This is a genomic window from Sphingopyxis alaskensis RB2256 (assembly GCF_000013985.1).
Taxonomy (GTDB): domain Bacteria; phylum Pseudomonadota; class Alphaproteobacteria; order Sphingomonadales; family Sphingomonadaceae; genus Sphingopyxis; species Sphingopyxis alaskensis.
Window position 1 is genome coordinate 109,864 of sequence record NC_008048.1, and the last position, 15,837, is coordinate 125,700.

Below are 15,837 nucleotides of genomic sequence, written 5' to 3' on the forward strand. Positions count from 1 at the left end.
ATTGACAATATGAGAGGATATTCCGTTGGTCTCAGCAGTTTGGAACGACACCACCATCGCCGCAAGCGACGAGACAATCGTCGTCGAGGGAAACCACTATTTCCCACCTTCCGCGGTCAATCAGGAGCTCCTTGAAGCGAGCGCACACACTTCTGTCTGCCCGATCAAGGGCACCGCGAGATACTTCCATATCCGCGTAGGCAGCGCGCTCAACGCGGACGCGGCTTGGTCATATCCCGATCCGAATCCGGTTGCGGAAGCCATCCGGGATCACATCGCTTTCTGGAAAGGCGTAGAGGTTGGATAGCAGCCAAGGCGCAGCGGGCCTTCGCTGATGGCTGTGTCGCTTCATGCGCGCATCCTTGATCATCTCGCGCGGGTAATTGGCGATCTGCAGGTGGCGGGGGACGTTCCTGCGGGCCTCGACCGGGCGGGGCTGACCGTGGAGCGTCCGCACGACCCGGCGCATGGCGATCTGTCGACCAACGCGGCGATGGTCCTGGCAAAACTTACCGGCACGCATCCGCGCCAACTCGCTGAGAAGTTGGCGGGCCGGTTGGCCATGTTGGAGGATGTTGCAGACGTGGCCGTCGCTGGCCCGGGCTTTGTAAATATCCGGCTGACCGACCAGGCCTGGCAAAACGAGCTGGCGGTGATTGCGGACCAGAAGGACCGCTACGGCATGTCGCCCGTCGGCGCGGGCAAGACGGTGAATATAGAGTTTGTCTCGGCCAACCCGACCGGTCCGATGCATATGGGGCACTGCCGAGGGGCAGTGGTCGGAGATGCGCTCGCCAACCTGCTCGCTTTCACCGGCCATCGCGTCATCCGCGAATATTATATCAATGATGCCGGCGGGCAGGTCGATATTCTCGCTCGCTCGGCACACCAGAGATATCGCGAGGCGTTGGGCGAGAGCCTCGGCGAGATAGCGGAAGGTCTATACCCGGGCGATTATCTGAAGCCGGTCGGGGAGGCGCTGGCCGCCGATTTTGGGGGCCGCTATGCCGACGCCCCGGAGACGGACTGGCTCGCAATCTTTCGTGCGCGGACCGTTGCCGCGATGATGGAGACGATCCGCGAAGATCTGGCGCTGCTCGGCATAAGTCACGACCGCTTCGCGTCGGAGGCGGACCTCGTCGCTGCCGGAAAGCCGGATGATGCCGAGGCCTGGCTGCGCGAGCGCGATCTTGTCTATGACGGCGTTCTCGAACCTCCGAAGGGTGAAGTCTCCAAGGACTGGGAGCCGATCGCGCTGCCGCTGTTCCGGTCGACGAAATTTGGCGATGACCAGGACCGTCCTATCCGTAAACCGGATGGGAGCTGGACCTATTTCGGCGTGGATCTGGCCTATCATTTCGAGAAGGCGCGCGATGCCGACGAACTGATCGACATCTGGGGCGCCGATCATGCCGGGACCGTGATGCGCATCGTTGCCGCCGCCGAAGCTCTAACCGAAGGCAGGAAGCGGTTCGACGTCAAGCTGGTGCAGATCGTGCGGCTGCTGCGCGCGGGTGAGCCGGTCAAGATGTCCAAGCGCGCAGGCAATTTCGTCACGCTGGCCGATGTCATTCGAGAAGTCGGAAAGGACGTCGTTCGCTTCATGATGCTGACCCGCAAAGCGGAAGCGTCCATGGACTTCGACTTTGCGACCGTCGTCGAGGCATCGAAGGATAATCCGGTCTTCTATGTGCAATATGCCCATGCGCGGATTTGCTCGCTAGCAAGCCGCGCGGCCGAAGCGGGTATCGAGTTGGGCGACCCGCCCGATCTCGCTCTTCTGGACGGTCCGAGCCTTACGCTTGTGAAGCGTGCGGCAGAATTCCCCCGCATCGTCGAGGCGGCTGCGGCAGCGCGCGAGCCGCACCGGATCGCCTTCTTCCTTGAGGGGCTGGCCGCGGAATTCCATGCGCTGTGGAACACAGGAAATGCCGACCCGACGCGCCGCTTCGCCTACCCGGAAAACCTGCCGGTTAGCCGCGCGCGGTTGTTCCTGGCCGCCGCGATCGGGCAGGTCATCCGCAACGGCCTGGCGCTGATGGGGGTTGAACCGACACATGAGATGGAGAGGGCCTAGTCGAATGCGCGCTTGTTCCTGGGGCTCGTTGCGCGCGCCAGAGTTGGCGGGCCCGAACATGCTGTGCGTCTTCTGATACTGGTGGAACGAGATGGAGCTTACCGATTTCGACGCTGCCTTCAAAAGGCTTCCCGAGGGTCATAGCGAAGGCATTCACGAAGGCCGGCGTTTCGGCTTGATCGTCCGGCGGTCCGACGACGGGCGCCGCAACAGCCTGTTTGCCAGGGAGTTGGCTGGGACCGACATCGTCAGCTTCAACCTGTATCGGTTCACATCAGGCAAAACATCGCTCAAGCCGTGCGAGATGTCTGCGAAAAAGGTCGTGGATTTCGTGCTTGGCTTCCAACCGGACTGAGGGTGTCGCAGTCGCTGCTCTGTTCGCAATGTCCGCCCCGGCACTGCGCATGTCGCTAAATGGGTATCGAAACTATAGCGCCTGGTTATTGGACTTCGTCTGGCGATGAACTCATCCTCCATTCAGTGCCAAGGCGCGGCGAAATTTGCATACTCATGGTAACCTGCCAGCGAGCGGTGCGGTCTCGTTGGATCGTGACGGCGGGGCGTTGGTCGGAACTGTCCGCGCCGGGTGAACTTCTGACAGAAGGATTTGAACAATGCGTCTTGCAATGATCGGCCTCGGCCGCATGGGTGCCAATATCGCGCGTCGGCTGATGCGCGGCGGCCACGAGGTCGTCGCCTTCAATCGCGATCCGGCCGCGGTTACTCAGCTCGCCGGTGAAGGTGCCATCGGAGCGAATTCGCTTGAAGATGTCGTCGCCAAACTCACTGCGCCGCGGATCTTCTGGGTAATGCTCCCGGCGGGCGCTCCCACCCAAGACACGGTCGACAAGCTGATGGAATTGTCGGAGCCCGGCGACATCATCATCGATGGCGGCAACAGCTTCTACAAAGACGACATCAAATGTGGTGCTGCGGCAAGGGACAAGGGGCTCCATTATATCGATGTTGGCACATCAGGCGGGATATGGGGGCTCGAACGCGGTTATTGCATGATGATCGGCGGCGACAAGGAGATCGTCGATCTGCTGGATCCCATCTTCGATACGCTCGCGCCGGGCTATGGTTCGATCGTCCGCACCATTGGACGCGACGCGCCCGACAGTCGCGCCGAGCGCGGCTATATCCACGCCGGCCCAACCGGCGCCGGGCATTTCGTCAAGATGGTCCACAACGGAATCGAATATGGCCTGATGCAGGCCTATGCCGAGGGCTTCGACATTCTCAAGGGCAAGTCCTCCGAACGGCTCGAGCCTGATGAACGCTTCGACATCAACCTGACCGACGTGGCCGAAGTCTGGCGTCGCGGCAGTGTCATCTCGTCCTGGCTGCTCGACCTTTGCGCGATCGGCCTGGCCAGGGATCCGATGCTCGAGCAATTCACCGGCCAGGTCTCGGACTCTGGCGAGGGCCGGTGGACGATCGATGCGGCAATGGAAGAAGCCGTCCCGGCCTATGTCCTTTCGGCCGCCTTGTTTGCGCGCTACCGCAGCCGCGTCGACCACACTTTTGGCGACAAGCTTCTCTCGGCGATGCGCTTTGGCTTCGGTGGGCATGTCGAGATGCCGCAATAAGTGACGCGTCACGCTATCCGGCGCTATGAAAACTATAGGCACAGCCTATTGGAAAAACGTCTGGCTCACTGCGATAGTCGGCGCAACGGCTGACACAGAAGCGACGGCGTGCCTGACGCTGCGCCCCAGGATGAATGAGAGCGTCTTAGCCGAACGGACAATCTTCAACGGCGCCGCGGTTCGTTAAAATAGGTACGGCCGCGAAGACGATGAAGAGAACAAGGGAGCTCGCGCCACAGTGCTGCACCTCATCGAGCCAGAGATACTTCCATCCGGCGCCTTCATCTTCACGCCGATGGAACTGACGGTAATCGCACTGGCGCGGAGCGAGAAAGGCCAAAGGTTCGGATCGCGAGCCGGTCTCGCGCAGGCCCTCTTCAAGAAACATCAACTTCTCCCGGGACGGCGTGCAAATGGGACACTCGCTGATCCCCGGCTCGAAATACTCCGCGCGTTCGTTAACCTCCTGCATCGGCGGGGCCAGCGGTTGGCTGCGGCGACCCAGACATTACGCGAGGCCGGCTTCAGCAGCGTGCAGGAAACCTGGCTTCGTTCGGAATGTGCACGGCCGCTCTGACTTACTGCGTACCTTGAACCTTGCTGCCGGAAGGCAACCATTTATGATCAATATCTTCGGAACTTCCCTTTGGTTCAAAGACAACAAACCCCGTGCTTGGCGCGCATTGCGACTTGCATCGGTCGCTTTCGTGATCCTCGGGTTAGTCGGCCTGTATTTGCGCCCAGCGATGATGCATGTCCACAGTCCACTGCTACTGGGCGTTCTTATCGGCGCGCTGATGCTTACATTGATTGCGTCCGCAGCCAGAAGGCTCAGGCGCGCGAGACGGCGCTGATCCGCGGAAAGAAATACGTCTAGGCGCGAGAGGTGAAGATGGCGAAGATCGGCTTTGGAGGGGGGTGCCATTGGTGCACCGAAGGGGTGTTCCAGGCGCTGCGCGGCGTTGCGCAGGTCGACCAGGGCTTTGTCCAATCGGACGCTCCGGCAGATAGCTGGTCAGAAGGGGTGATCGTCACCTTCGATCCTTCAATCATTCCGTTGGCAACGCTGTGCGAGGTGCATCTGAGAACGCATTCAGCCACCCGGGCCCGCTCTCCTAGCGACAAGTACCGCAGCGCGATCTATATTTTCGATGACAACCAGCGGCATGAGGCCGAACTGGCGATCGTCCGATTTGCCGAGGAATTCGGCAATACGGCGCATACCCTGGTTCTGCCGTTCAGAAGCTTCAAGGCTTCGGACGAGCGTTACCAGAACTATTATCGAACCGATCCGAGCCGACCCTTCTGCCGCCGCTTCATCGATCCCAAGCTGGACTATATTCGGCAGCATTTTTCGGAAGTGGCCCTGCCTGAACCGAACTCTGTCGCCGAGCACGCTGTCGATCGCGACAATGTCTCGCAAGACCCCGCCAGCGCTGGGATAATGACTGACAGTTCTTCATCCATCGCAACTCAATCAAGGACGTCGCCATGATGATCAAAAAGCCATTCACTATTCTCCCTCTCGCCCTGGCGCTGCTTGGCCCGATATCCTCTTCTCCCGGTTTAGCGGCTCCGACGCCCGCCGCGGTGCCCGACACCATAGCCGGGACCGTCCGCCAGACCGCTCCCGCAATTTATCGATTTACGATTGGCGATGCCCAGATAACGGCATTGTCGGATGGGTCGGTCCCGCTGGACCTGCACCAGTTGCTGCGCGGCGTCTCGGCGCAAACGATCGACGAAATTCTTGCCCGCAGTTTCCTAGCCAATCCCGCAGAGGCTTCGATCAACGCTTATCTGATCGACTTCAACGGGCGGCGGATCCTTGTCGATGTCGGTGCCGGCGATCTTTTCGGCCTAGGCAACGGCGGCAGGCTGCTCGAAGCGCTGGCAGCAGCTGGGGCCGCGCCGGAGACAATCACCGACATACTCATCACCCATGTCCACAGCGACCATAGCGGCGGTCTCACGAAGGCGGGCAAGATCGTCTTCCCGCGCGCGACGGTCTATGCCGGCGGTGCAGATATTCGCTTTTTCTCCGATGTTGCCAACGCGGCTAAAAGCGGGATCGACAAGCGCTTCTGGACCCAGACCGAGCAGACGCTGACGCCCTATGTCACGGCCGGCCGGGTGAAGCCGATCGATACCGATGGCGAAGTCGTGCCGGGCATTCGTGCCGAACTGCAGCCTGGGCACACCCCGGGCACCGCCTTCTACACCTTGACCAGCAAGGGGCAGAGTATCGTCTTCGTCGGCGATGTCATCCACGCCGGCGCGGTTCAATTTCCACGCCCCGACGTGACGATCACTTTCGATGTTCGCCAGGACGAGGCGCGCGCCGTGCGGAAAGCCGCGTTCACCCGCTTCGCTCGCGACCGTATGATGATTGCGGCGCCCCATCTTCCGTTCCCGGGGGTGGGTCACATTGCCGCCGACGGATCCGGCTACCGCTGGTACCCCATCGAACAGACGGATCGCGAGCCCATGAAGGAGAGGCTCAAGCTCTGAAGCTCGCATCGCCTCTTGCATTCTCCAGCCGCTGCGCTATTTATATGCGCGACGCATATAAACTGGAATGCGATTGACCAAGGACGCTTCACCTTCCGATCGGCTGATCAATCTCTTCGGCGCCCTCGCGCAGGGGGTGTCGGATGAGATGCGCGGTGCGATATCACAGCGCTTTCCGGCCGGCGGGGAGACCGCGGCGGCATTGAGCCTCATCGGCCATGAACCGGGCCTTTCGATCGACCAGATCGGCAAGGCCCTGCGCCTGTCGCATGCCGGTGCTGCCCGCGTGGTCGAACGGCTGGTCGCTCAGAATTTCGTCTCGAAATCGCAATCCCCCGGCGATCGCCGCGTCATGCACGTGTCGTTGACGTCCGGCGGCGAGACGGAACGCAGGGCGCTCCTGAATCTGCGCAGCACAGCGATCACCGGGTTGCTCGCTGCGGTCGGCGAGAAGGACCGCGCTGCGCTGGAGCGCGTCGCGGAAACCATCCTCGCGTCATTGCCGCGCGACGAAGTGCGCGCGCGCACGACCTGCCGTTTCTGCGACGAAGAGAAGTGCACCAACTGTCCGACCGACATCGTCGGTCCCGGAATTACAAACTGACGCCTCTCGCCACATTTCCATCAACAAAAAGGGCATTGATTATGAGCTTATTGGAGAAATATTCATTCAGCGTCCCCGAGCATCAAATGCGCGAACTCGCTCTGCTGCGATGGGCCCTAGTCATTGTCTTTCTGTGGTTCGGCGGCATGAAATTCACGGCTTATGAGGCGCAAGGCATTGCCCCATTCATCGAACACAGCCCGCTTATGAGCTGGCTTCACCCGCTGTTCGGCGTCCAGGGCGCCAGCCAGTTCATCGGCACGATGGAACTCGCCACGGCCGCTGCCCTGATCCTCGGTGCATTCAAACCGATTTTCTCGGTCCTCGGCGGCGCCATGTCGGTGGCGACCTATACCATCACCTTGACATTCTTCTTGTCAACGCCTGGTGTCGCAGAGCCGACCGCCGGCGGGTTCCCGGCCATTTCGGCCATCCCCGGGCAATTTCTGTTGAAAGACGCCGTTCTGCTTGCCGCTTCGCTGGTATTACTCTCGGCGGCTATCCGACGGAAAAAGCCTGCCGACGCCCAGGTCTAAGGCACCAACAAACCGCAAGTTACGATGCGGACCTGTGGCGGGGAGCGTGAGGCTCCCCCAGCGACAGGCGCCGCGAGCTTGCTCATCGATCCTCGCGGGCTTTCCGCCCCACCGGGGAGGTGAGGCCGGAACGCTATGCTTCGCTCGCGCGAGCAGGAAATCAGGGCGGATCTCCCCCTCGGCCGTGCGCGATCCAGGCTCGGGCAAAGGCTCTGCCGGATTTGCGCCGTTGCAAGGTGCCGATATTCTATCCGAGCCGAAGGCGGGCACCGCTTGGCCTAGCCTCCCGGACCACAGTCGATGCAGCGCAGCGGCGGATTCGGTCCGAACCCGAGATGGTGGTTGAGGTGGCGAAGCGCGGTGCGCAGCCCTTCCTCAATGACAGGATGATAGAAGGGTCGTTCGAGCAATTCGGCGACGGTGAGCCGGCTCTCGATCGACCAGGCGAGGAGATGAGCGAGATGTTCCGCCGCTGGACCGAAGATTTCGGCGCCAAGCAGCAACCCGCTCGGCCGATCGCCATAGACGCGCAGCAATCCCCGGTTGAGCCCCAATATGCGAGCCCGTCCCTGGTCTTCGAACGACACTTCGCCGATGGCGAAATCCATCCGGTCGCGAAGAAGGTCGGCATGGCTGCGCCCGGCGATGGCGATCTGGGGATCGGTGAAGACGATCGTCAACGGGGTCCGGCGCGCGCGGCGATAGCTGTGCGGATAGCGCGCGGCATTTTCGCCTGCCACCCGGCCTTCGTCCGCGGCCTCGTGAAGGAGCGAGAGATCGACCGCCGAGTCGCCCGCGATGAAGATGTCGCTGTAACTGGCGCGCATCGACAGGTGATCATAAGTGGGGACGCCATGGGCATCGAGCGTGAGCGAGGTGTTTTCCAGTCCGAGATTGTCGACATTGGCCCGTCGGCCTGCGGCCGCGAGGAGATAATCGAACCGCTCCTCGCCCCCCGCTGACCGGACGATCACAGCGTCCCCGTCGCGCGCGACGCTTGCATCGGCTGCCATCCAGTCGATAGGAATTTCGCTCGAGAACTGTGCCGCCGCATAAGCCGCGACGTCGGGATCGGTGAGCGGGCCGACGCTGCCGCCGCGCCCATAGATATGGGTGCGGACACCGAGGCGATGCAAAGCCTGCCCGAGCTCCAACCCGATCGCGCCGGTGCCGAAGACTGCAACCGAGGACGGCAGATCGGTCCAGTCGAACAGTTGGTCGTTGAAAATCAGCCGATCGCCCGCCGGTTCCAGGCCTGCGGGTACGACCGGCCGCGAGCCCGTTGCGATCACGATGCTGCGCGCGCTGATCTGCTTGCCGCTCGCAAGTTCGAGCCGATTGTCATCGACAAAACGCGCCTGCTCGCGAAGCAGGCCTCCGGGTGCAAACCCCGCAATCGCCTCGGTGGCGAAGCTAACAAAGTGGTCGCGCTCGGCGCGGACGCGGTTCATGACCTGCACACCATCGACCTCGACGGGTCCGGCGCGAAGTCCGAACAGGCCGACGCTTTCGGCACGGTGGCGCGCCTCTGCCGCAGCGATCAGCAATTTGGAGGGCATGCAGCCAACGCGGGCGCATGTGGTCCCCAAGGGGCCGCCATCGATCATGACGACGCGATCGCTATATTTGAGCGCTTCCCGGTACGCCGACATTCCAGCGGTGCCCGCGCCGATTATCGCCACGTCATAGTCGAAATCGGTCATCCCGCTGTCCCTTCCTGATTACACGATGCGCATATTGCGCGCATCGAGCGCGCAAAAACAGTTGGCCCGTGGGCATGGTTTCTATGCCCTGCGGGAATAGTTTGTGGCGGCGAAGATGAGCATGAGGGTCAATGTCATCCCGAAATAGGCGGTCAGGGCATGGGGAGCGAAGGAGGGCAGCCCGTAGACGATGATGACCCCATTGCCGCCCGGGATGAGCTGGGTGGCCAACCCCATGATGGTGCCGCCGACGAGATGCCGCGAGCCTTGACGCCAGTTGGTGCCGCGCAACCGGAAGCTGGCGGAGCGGACGGCTGCAAATAGTCCGCCGCCGATCATCATCGCGGTGCCCAAAAGCGCCGGCAAAGGAGAAATCGGGGCGAAATCGTGCATGACGAGCTGCGAGGCGTAGCTGGACAGGAGGCCCAGATAGGTCCAGCTCCCGGCGCAGGCGTACAGCAGGCCGCCGCCGATGCCGATGATGAGCATGGCCTCGAAGGGACGCATCCGCGCGCGTCCAAGCAGCATCTTGCGCCAGCGCGACCGGCGGCGCAACAGTCGCAGGCGCGGCCAGCTCCACCAGCAGACTGCGGCGAAGGCCAGCCACGCCGCTATCGCGGCGAGCGGTGACGTCGCAAGCAGCGAGGGCTCGGGAATTTGCTGGGGCCTGTAGACTTTGGATATGAACGAGGCGCCGATTACCCAGCCGGCGAGGGTCAGAAGATATCCGAGCCTGCCGCCGGTCAAATGCGCGAGTGTTCCAAAGCCGCAAGCCTGGTTCGCCCACGCGCCGATCCCGTAAAGACACCCGAACAGGAAAGCCTGGATCAGCTGGTCGTAGCCCGGGGACAGATGGAAAACAGCTGGTGCGGTCCATGCCAGTGGAACAAGCAGAAGCCCTGACCAGCAAGCCGCCGTCGCGAACCCGATGAACTTGTCGGGTCGGCGCCGCACGACAAGATCCTGCGCCGCAACGACCACGCAGACCGTCCCCCGCCTGATCGCGAAACCCATCGCAAAACTCAGCATCGAAGCAGCGATGGCAACCGCAATAGCGTTCATGAGAGCAAGCCGGGTCGCTCATCGGCAAAGATCGCGTTCATCTGCGGGCGGAGCCAGTCGAGAAAAGCGCGCACTCTCGCGGTCTGGTCGCGGCCAGCCGGCAGCAGGGCCCATAGATCAATGTCTTCGAGCATATGGTTGGGCAGCAACTCGACAAGATCGCCGGTATCGATCAGATCGGCGACGAAGGGCCGGGGCAACATCGCATAGCCGAGACCGGCAAGCGCTGCCGACCGGGCTGCGTCGTCGCTGTCGAGAATGAGCGCAGGATGCACCATGATCGCGATGCGCGCGCTGCCATGGCGGAAGACCCAGCTATTCTTCGCATGATGAAGGCGCGAGATGATCGCGGGCTGCCCCATGAAATTGTGCGGGGCGTCGAGACCATTTTCGGCCTTGTTCGCGACCAGCGCCATCCGCGTGCGCGCCATGCGAGAGGCGACGAGCGCGGTGTCGGCGAGCGTGCCAATTCGCAGCGCGATATCCACGCCCGATGCCACGACATCGGTTTCGCGATCGGTGATCTCCAGATCGAGCGTGACTTCGGGAAAGCGATCAGAGAATTCCCGGAGACGCGGCACGAGATGCAGCCGGGCAAGGCAAGTCGGGACCACGACGCGCACCGGTCCGGCGAGACGGCCCCCGTCTTCCTTGGCGGCAATCTCCGCGGCGGCGGCGGCTGCAATCGCACGCTCGGCGCCGTCGCGGTAGCGACGGCCCGCCTCGGTGAGCGTCAGGCTGCGGGTTGAGCGCTGGAACAGCCGGACGCCGAGATAGGCCTCAAGCTGCGCCACGGCTTTCGAAATCGATGGCTGACCGACATTGAGCCGTCGCGCCGCCGCGGAAAAGGAACCCGCCTCGGCCACGGCGAGGAACTGCTCCATGACGGCAAGTCGATCCATTTCATTCCCCTGCGGAATAGGTCCTATCGACTCAACCCATCTGCCGCAAGCAATCGCTACAGCCTAAATACGGCTCATCCGCAAAAACGGACCCGAGACAAAGCCTCCTGGAGTTTTGAGATGACCATCATGAATGCCAGATCAGAACCGACGCCGCTTTCGCGGCCCTGGATCGCGGGGTCCGTTTCCTTGCGGGTTGCGGCGGCCTTCCCTTACCGCCGCAAAAGCCTCGAGCCCGGACGCGACGTCCGAGCCGGTAATTCCCCTTCCCGGCTTCGTCGCTTCGCTCGATCCACCTTGGGCTGGGCGTGACTCCCGGCGCCCGGCTCGAGGTGGACATTGAAGGAAAGGCTGGCGCGAGCCGCGCCAGCCTTTCCCCTCCCCAATTTTCGATGCAGAAGAGTCGAATGAACTTCCGAACGGACATGAGCATGATCGAGCAAGCCTATTTCCAGGCAGCCGGCGACGAGGGGAGGGTGGCAATCGCCGAAGGCGATCGGCAGATCCTGGCCATGGGCATCGAGGTCTCGGCTGTCCAGGCCGGAGATGTCGCGCCGGAGTTCCTGCTGGAAAACGCCCTCGGCGGCACAGTCTCGCTGCGTGGCCGATTGATTGGCGGACCAGTGGTCCTGAGTTTCTTTCGCGGCGGATGGTGCCCCTTCTGCCGCGCCGAACTTCGGGCGATGTCGAAGGCGGCGCAAGCGGTCGAGGATAGAGGAGCGAGCCTGCTCGCGATCTCCCCGCAGCCGCTCGCCGACAGCATCGCAATGGCGCGGGCCGAGGAAATGACGCTTCCGTTACTCGCCGATCGCGGAATGACGGTCGCGAGCGATTATGGCCTCGCCTTCGAACTGCCCGAGAGTATGCGCCGGGCGGCGCTTGCGGACGGGATGGTCGCAGGCGACGACGGCGCCGACTGGCGCATTCCGATGCCGGCAACCTATGTGATCAGTACCGACGGGATCATCAGATATAGTTTTCTCGATCCCAATTATCGCAACCGGCTCGACCCGGCGGTTCTCATGAGCATCCTCGACCGCCTCTGAGCCAAATTTCGAATTTCGGGACTGTCTCCACCGGCGCGCATGCGGCGCACCGGGGTGGAAAGACGTGCCGCAACTGTCAGACAAAGGAGATATCGAATGACCTACCTCAAGACCAGCGAAGCCATTGCGAAGCTGACGCCCCAACAGCGCCATGTCACCCAGGAAGGCGGCACCGAGCGTGCCGGCAGTGGGGAACTGCTGCACAATAAGGAGCCCGGCATCTACGTCGATATCGTCAGCGGCGAGCCCTTGTTCGCCTCGACCGACAAATTCGATTCCGGCAGTGGATGGCCGAGCTTCACCAAGCCCATCGTCCCCGCCAATGTCGATGAAATACGCGACGACAGCTACGGGATGATCCGCACCGAGGTGCGCTCGGCTCATGGCGACAGCCACTTGGGACATGTGTTTCCCGACGGTCCGCGCGACCGTGGCGGCCAGCGCTACTGCATCAACTCGGCTTCACTCCGCTTCGTCCACCGCGATGACATGGAAGCCGAGGGCTATTCCGAATTTCTGAACCAGATCGAGGAGAATTGATCATGACCGAACGTTCCATCCTTGCCGGCGGCTGCTTCTGGGGCATGCAGGACCTGATCCGCAAACTCCCCGGCGTCGTCAGCACCCGTGTCGGTTACAGCGGCGGCGATGTGCCGAACGCGACCTATCGCAACCACGGCACGCACGCCGAGGCGATCGAGATCAATTTCGATCCCGATCAGATCAGCTACCGCCGGATCCTCGAATTTTTCTTCCAGATCCACGATCCGACCACGCGCAATCGCCAGGGCAACGACCGCGGCGGGAGCTATCGCTCGGCGATCTATTATGCCGACGAAGCGCAGCGTGAAACCGCGTTGCAGACGATCGCGGACGTCAACGCATCCGGCCTCTGGCCGGGAAAGGTAGCGAGCGAGTTGGAGCCGATTGGCCCCTTCTGGGAGGCGGAGCCGGAGCACCAGGATTATCTGGAGCGCCGTCCCAATGGTTACACCTGCCACTTTCCGCGCGCCGCCTGGGTCCTTCCATCGGCCGGCGAGCGGTCTGAGGCAGCTTGATCGGAGACATGAAATGAAACCGAACATAACCCTCTATACCAAGGACTATTGCCCCTTTTGTCACCGGGCCAAGGCGCATCTTCGCGCCAAGGGGGTGACCGACTGGATCGAAATCGACGTCGAAGATGATCCGGTGCAGTTCCGTGCAATGCAGACAGCGTCTGGTGGACGCAGGACGGTTCCGCAGATCTTCATCAACGGTACGCATGTGGGCGGGTCGGATGATCTGGTGGCGCTCGATGCCGACGGCGGCCTCGATTTGCTGCTGCGCGAAAAGATGCTCGTCTGAAACTAACGGGCGTCCGCCGAACAGCGGGCGCCCGTTTGCGCGTTACCGTGAGCCGCCCCGGAGTTGCTCGCGCTTAGAGCCAACGGCGATCGGCCGTGAAGTCGATCGTGAGCCAATATCCGGGGCGCAGCCCGCCCATCGCGTCCGCAAATTCCTGACGAATGGCGTCCTGCTCGCCAAGCGTCATCGTGGTCGATGCCGCGGCACCGACAAAGCCGATCTCGATAAACCCTGCGCGGCCGACCTGGGTCACATAGGATTGATGCTCGACGAAGCCGTGCCGTGCCGCGACTTCGCGTGCGATGCTGCTGACCTGCGCATCGAGATCGGCTGGCGCGATCTGCAGTATCTCGCGACCGGCCGCTGCCAAGGCCCGAAGGGGAAGCGGAGCCAGGAAGATTGCAAGGAGGATGAGGATTGCCGGATCGAAATAGGCCGAGAGCTTCTCCGCCTGCGTTCCCTCGAGCACGACCGCGGTGACAAATGCGGCGCTCAGCCCGGCGTTGAGAAGTGCGCCGAAAAGCCACGCGGCCGCGTCGATATTCAGAAGCGAGGACCCGAGGCCGCGAGCGCGGCGCCGGATATAAATATACATCCCGAAGCCGATGAGCGCGCTCGCGCCGGCATATCCGATACCGGGCCCGAAACTCACGTTCCGTCCTCCCATCATCACGGTGTCTACTCCGTCAATCAATGCATAGGCGCAGGCGAGGAGCAGAACGCTGCCGTTGACGAACCCAAGCATCGGCTCGATGTGCCAGTAGCCATATTGGAACCGGCGGTCTGCGCCACGCGCGATCAGCCGCGCGGCGAAAAAGGCGGCCAGCGTAAGCCCTGCGTCGGCAAGGCTGTACACACCGTCGAACAAGATCGACTTTGCGCCGCTCAACAGGCCAATAGCGATGCCAACAAGGGAAAGGGCGAGGGTGCCGGTGGCGGAGAACAGGAGAAGCCGTTGTTCCTTGCGCTCCGAATGCGGTCCCAATTTCCATCTCCAATATTACAGCGGTCCAAGGGCCGTCACCTGAGGCTGTTATCGTAGCGAGTTACGCTGCCGGCGATGTATTTCCAACTGGCCTGACCTAAGGATGAAGCTGCAGTAAGATCTGCTATTCAAGCCCGCCCCGCATATCAAACATGATGTTGCACCAGCAGAAACGCCGAAAGAAAGCCCGTCACGGTAATCAAACCGATCATCGGCGGCGCGTGATCGAAGGCTTCCGGGATCATGGTTTCCGCGAGCATCGCCAGCACCGTGCCTGCAGCGAAACAGAGAATGACCGTCGTTGCGTCGGTTGAGACTGATCCCAAAGCAAAATTCCCGAAGGCGGCTGTGAGCCCTATCAGGAGCGGGATGCCCGCCCAGATCGCGTAAATGTAGCGTCGTGATCGTCCAGCCAGCTTCATCCCCGAGGCGCTTGAGAGTCCCTGAGGAATGTTGGCGAGGAAAAACCCGGCGACGACGCCCATCCCGATCTTCCCGCCGCCAACCATAGACAGGCCGATCACGAGTGCTTCGGGAATGCCGTCAAGAACCGTCCCAACAGCAATCGCGACGCCGCTTCCGGCATGCTCATTTTCGGTCGTTTGCTTCACGCATTCGCCGCAACGTTTCCTATTTTTCGCGCCGCTTGTGGCGAGATACCAGTTGATGCCGCTGAAGATTGCCGCCCCTCCCAGCAACGCTGTGATCGCAGCGGCGGACATGCCAGTTTTGATTGCGTTCCCCATAAGCTCGACAGCGACAATGGCGATAAGCACGCCGCCGCCAAACCCCATCACGGTCGCGATGAGGCGATGAGACAGCCGGTTTGAAAACAGGTCCGCGACAACGGCACCGATCAAAAGGCCGCTGGCTGTAAACAGGCCCCAAAGGCCAGCTCCGAGGAAATCAGCGATGACGCGACTTTCTTTCGTTTCGGATTTTACTGGCCTAGCACGGGTTGCGGTCAGTCTGGAATGCGGGCGATTACCTTGATCTCGAAATCGAATCCGGCCAGCCAGTTCACACCAAGTGCTGTCCAGTTCGGATAAGGCGCTTCAGTGAAGATCTTGCTCTTCACGGCCATAATCGTTTCGAACTGATTTTCGGGATCGGTATGGAAAGTCGTTAGATCGACGATGTCGTCAAATCCGCATCCCGCAGCCAGCAGGGTCGCTTCCAGATTTGCGAAGGCCAGCCGAACCTGCTCCGCGAACTCTGGTTCCGGCGAACCGTCTTCACGACTTCCGACCTGGCCGGATACGAAAAGCAAACGATCCGACCGGATCGCTGCGGAATATCCATGCTCTTCGTAGAGAGCATGTCGGTTTGCGGGGAAAACCGCATCACGTTTGGCCATGTGTCATTCCTTTGATTGAGGACATTCGGGCCTTGGCAAAAAATCGCCCTTGGCTGAATAGTCCGTTGAGTTGTTTTGTGCCTCAAGCATCAATCTGACTAGCCACCTTCAGTGG

At 61.6% G+C, this 15,837-nt stretch carries 20 protein-coding genes; 13 read left to right on the forward strand and 7 right to left on the reverse strand.

All coding sequences use genetic code 11. The features are described from left to right. The first annotated feature begins 25 nt into the window (after positions 1 to 25). The 4 genes from SALA_RS00580 to gnd all read left to right on the forward strand — a co-directional run bounded on the left by SALA_RS00580 (position 26) and on the right by gnd (position 3,669). On the forward strand, positions 26 to 307 hold the full coding sequence (locus SALA_RS00580; protein WP_003045002.1) for a DUF427 domain-containing protein: 282 nt from the start codon (positions 26 to 28) through the stop codon (positions 305 to 307). A gap of 33 nt (positions 308 to 340) precedes the next feature. After that, positions 341 to 2,077, forward strand: a complete 1,737-nt coding sequence (gene argS / locus SALA_RS00585; RefSeq protein WP_040590197.1) for an arginine--tRNA ligase — start codon at positions 341 to 343, stop codon at positions 2,075 to 2,077. 91 nt (positions 2,078 to 2,168) lie between these two features. After that, positions 2,169 to 2,432, forward strand: a complete 264-nt coding sequence (locus tag SALA_RS00590; RefSeq protein WP_003045008.1) for a hypothetical protein — start codon at positions 2,169 to 2,171, stop codon at positions 2,430 to 2,432. Positions 2,433 to 2,691: 259 nt separating this feature from the next. Then, the gene (gene gnd / locus SALA_RS00595) at positions 2,692 to 3,669 is read left to right on the forward strand and encodes a phosphogluconate dehydrogenase (NAD(+)-dependent, decarboxylating) (protein ID WP_003045013.1); all 978 of its coding nucleotides are present in this window, start codon (positions 2,692 to 2,694) and stop codon (positions 3,667 to 3,669) included. Between the two features lie 145 nt (positions 3,670 to 3,814). Here the strand turns inward: gnd and SALA_RS00600 are convergent, their stop codons facing one another. Further along, complete coding sequence (locus SALA_RS00600) at positions 3,815 to 4,141, reverse strand: hypothetical protein (RefSeq protein WP_040590181.1); 327 nt, start codon at positions 4,139 to 4,141, stop codon at positions 3,815 to 3,817. 148 nt (positions 4,142 to 4,289) lie between these two features. Here SALA_RS00600 and SALA_RS17025 point away from each other — a divergent pair, with 148 nt between their 5' ends. The 5 genes from SALA_RS17025 (at position 4,290) to SALA_RS00620 (ending at position 7,320) form a co-directional block, all read left to right on the forward strand. After that, positions 4,290 to 4,523, forward strand: coding sequence for a hypothetical protein (locus tag SALA_RS17025; protein WP_152998725.1), 234 nt, complete (start codon positions 4,290 to 4,292; stop codon positions 4,521 to 4,523). Positions 4,524 to 4,561: 38 nt separating this feature from the next. Beyond that, positions 4,562 to 5,164, forward strand: coding sequence for a peptide-methionine (S)-S-oxide reductase (locus SALA_RS00605; RefSeq protein WP_011540442.1), 603 nt, complete (start codon positions 4,562 to 4,564; stop codon positions 5,162 to 5,164). Further along, complete coding sequence (locus tag SALA_RS00610; RefSeq protein ID WP_011540443.1) at positions 5,161 to 6,180, forward strand: MBL fold metallo-hydrolase; 1,020 nt, start codon at positions 5,161 to 5,163, stop codon at positions 6,178 to 6,180. Before SALA_RS00605 ends, SALA_RS00610 begins: the two co-directional genes overlap by 4 nt. A 67-nt stretch (positions 6,181 to 6,247) precedes the next feature. Then, complete coding sequence (locus tag SALA_RS00615; RefSeq protein WP_003045020.1) at positions 6,248 to 6,784, forward strand: MarR family winged helix-turn-helix transcriptional regulator; 537 nt, start codon at positions 6,248 to 6,250, stop codon at positions 6,782 to 6,784. A 41-nt stretch (positions 6,785 to 6,825) separates the two neighbouring features. Then, on the forward strand, positions 6,826 to 7,320 hold the full coding sequence (locus tag SALA_RS00620; RefSeq protein WP_003045023.1) for a YkgB family protein: 495 nt from the start codon (positions 6,826 to 6,828) through the stop codon (positions 7,318 to 7,320). A 278-nt stretch (positions 7,321 to 7,598) separates the two neighbouring features. Here the strand turns inward: SALA_RS00620 and SALA_RS00625 are convergent, their stop codons facing one another. The 3 genes from SALA_RS00625 to SALA_RS00635 all read right to left on the reverse strand — a co-directional run bounded on the left by SALA_RS00625 (position 7,599) and on the right by SALA_RS00635 (position 10,987). Further along, complete coding sequence (locus SALA_RS00625; protein WP_003045026.1) at positions 7,599 to 9,023, reverse strand: dihydrolipoyl dehydrogenase; 1,425 nt, start codon at positions 9,021 to 9,023, stop codon at positions 7,599 to 7,601. 81 nt (positions 9,024 to 9,104) lie between these two features. After that, positions 9,105 to 10,085, reverse strand: a complete 981-nt coding sequence (locus tag SALA_RS00630; protein WP_003045029.1) for a YeeE/YedE thiosulfate transporter family protein — start codon at positions 10,083 to 10,085, stop codon at positions 9,105 to 9,107. Continuing rightward, positions 10,082 to 10,987, reverse strand: a complete 906-nt coding sequence (locus tag SALA_RS00635; protein WP_011540445.1) for a LysR family transcriptional regulator — start codon at positions 10,985 to 10,987, stop codon at positions 10,082 to 10,084. Before SALA_RS00635 ends, SALA_RS00630 begins: the two co-directional genes overlap by 4 nt. Positions 10,988 to 11,394: 407 nt before the next feature. Between SALA_RS00635 and SALA_RS00640 the strand changes: the two genes are divergently transcribed. The 4 genes from SALA_RS00640 to grxC all read left to right on the forward strand — a co-directional run bounded on the left by SALA_RS00640 (position 11,395) and on the right by grxC (position 13,380). Further along, positions 11,395 to 12,033 (forward strand): peroxiredoxin-like family protein, encoded by a 639-nt coding sequence (locus SALA_RS00640; RefSeq protein WP_160328030.1) that lies wholly within the window; start codon positions 11,395 to 11,397, stop codon positions 12,031 to 12,033. A gap of 96 nt (positions 12,034 to 12,129) precedes the next feature. Further along, on the forward strand, positions 12,130 to 12,573 hold the full coding sequence (gene msrB / locus SALA_RS00645; RefSeq protein WP_003045036.1) for a peptide-methionine (R)-S-oxide reductase MsrB: 444 nt from the start codon (positions 12,130 to 12,132) through the stop codon (positions 12,571 to 12,573). 2 nt (positions 12,574 to 12,575) lie between these two features. Continuing rightward, the gene (gene msrA / locus SALA_RS00650; protein WP_011540447.1) at positions 12,576 to 13,091 is read left to right on the forward strand and encodes a peptide-methionine (S)-S-oxide reductase MsrA; all 516 of its coding nucleotides are present in this window, start codon (positions 12,576 to 12,578) and stop codon (positions 13,089 to 13,091) included. 13 nt (positions 13,092 to 13,104) lie between these two features. Next, on the forward strand, positions 13,105 to 13,380 hold the full coding sequence (gene grxC, locus SALA_RS00655; protein WP_003045043.1) for a glutaredoxin 3: 276 nt from the start codon (positions 13,105 to 13,107) through the stop codon (positions 13,378 to 13,380). A gap of 73 nt (positions 13,381 to 13,453) precedes the next feature. On the opposite strand, the gene SALA_RS00660 is transcribed toward grxC, so the two are convergent. From SALA_RS00660 to SALA_RS00670, 3 genes are all read right to left on the reverse strand, one after another. Beyond that, the gene (locus SALA_RS00660; RefSeq protein WP_011540448.1) at positions 13,454 to 14,365 is read right to left on the reverse strand and encodes a cation diffusion facilitator family transporter; all 912 of its coding nucleotides are present in this window, start codon (positions 14,363 to 14,365) and stop codon (positions 13,454 to 13,456) included. 146 nt (positions 14,366 to 14,511) lie between these two features. Then, the gene (locus SALA_RS00665) at positions 14,512 to 15,225 is read right to left on the reverse strand and encodes a ZIP family metal transporter (protein WP_003045050.1); all 714 of its coding nucleotides are present in this window, start codon (positions 15,223 to 15,225) and stop codon (positions 14,512 to 14,514) included. Positions 15,226 to 15,329: 104 nt separating this feature from the next. After that, positions 15,330 to 15,722 (reverse strand): RidA family protein, encoded by a 393-nt coding sequence (locus tag SALA_RS00670; protein ID WP_003045053.1) that lies wholly within the window; start codon positions 15,720 to 15,722, stop codon positions 15,330 to 15,332. Positions 15,723 to 15,837 lie beyond the last annotated feature (115 nt).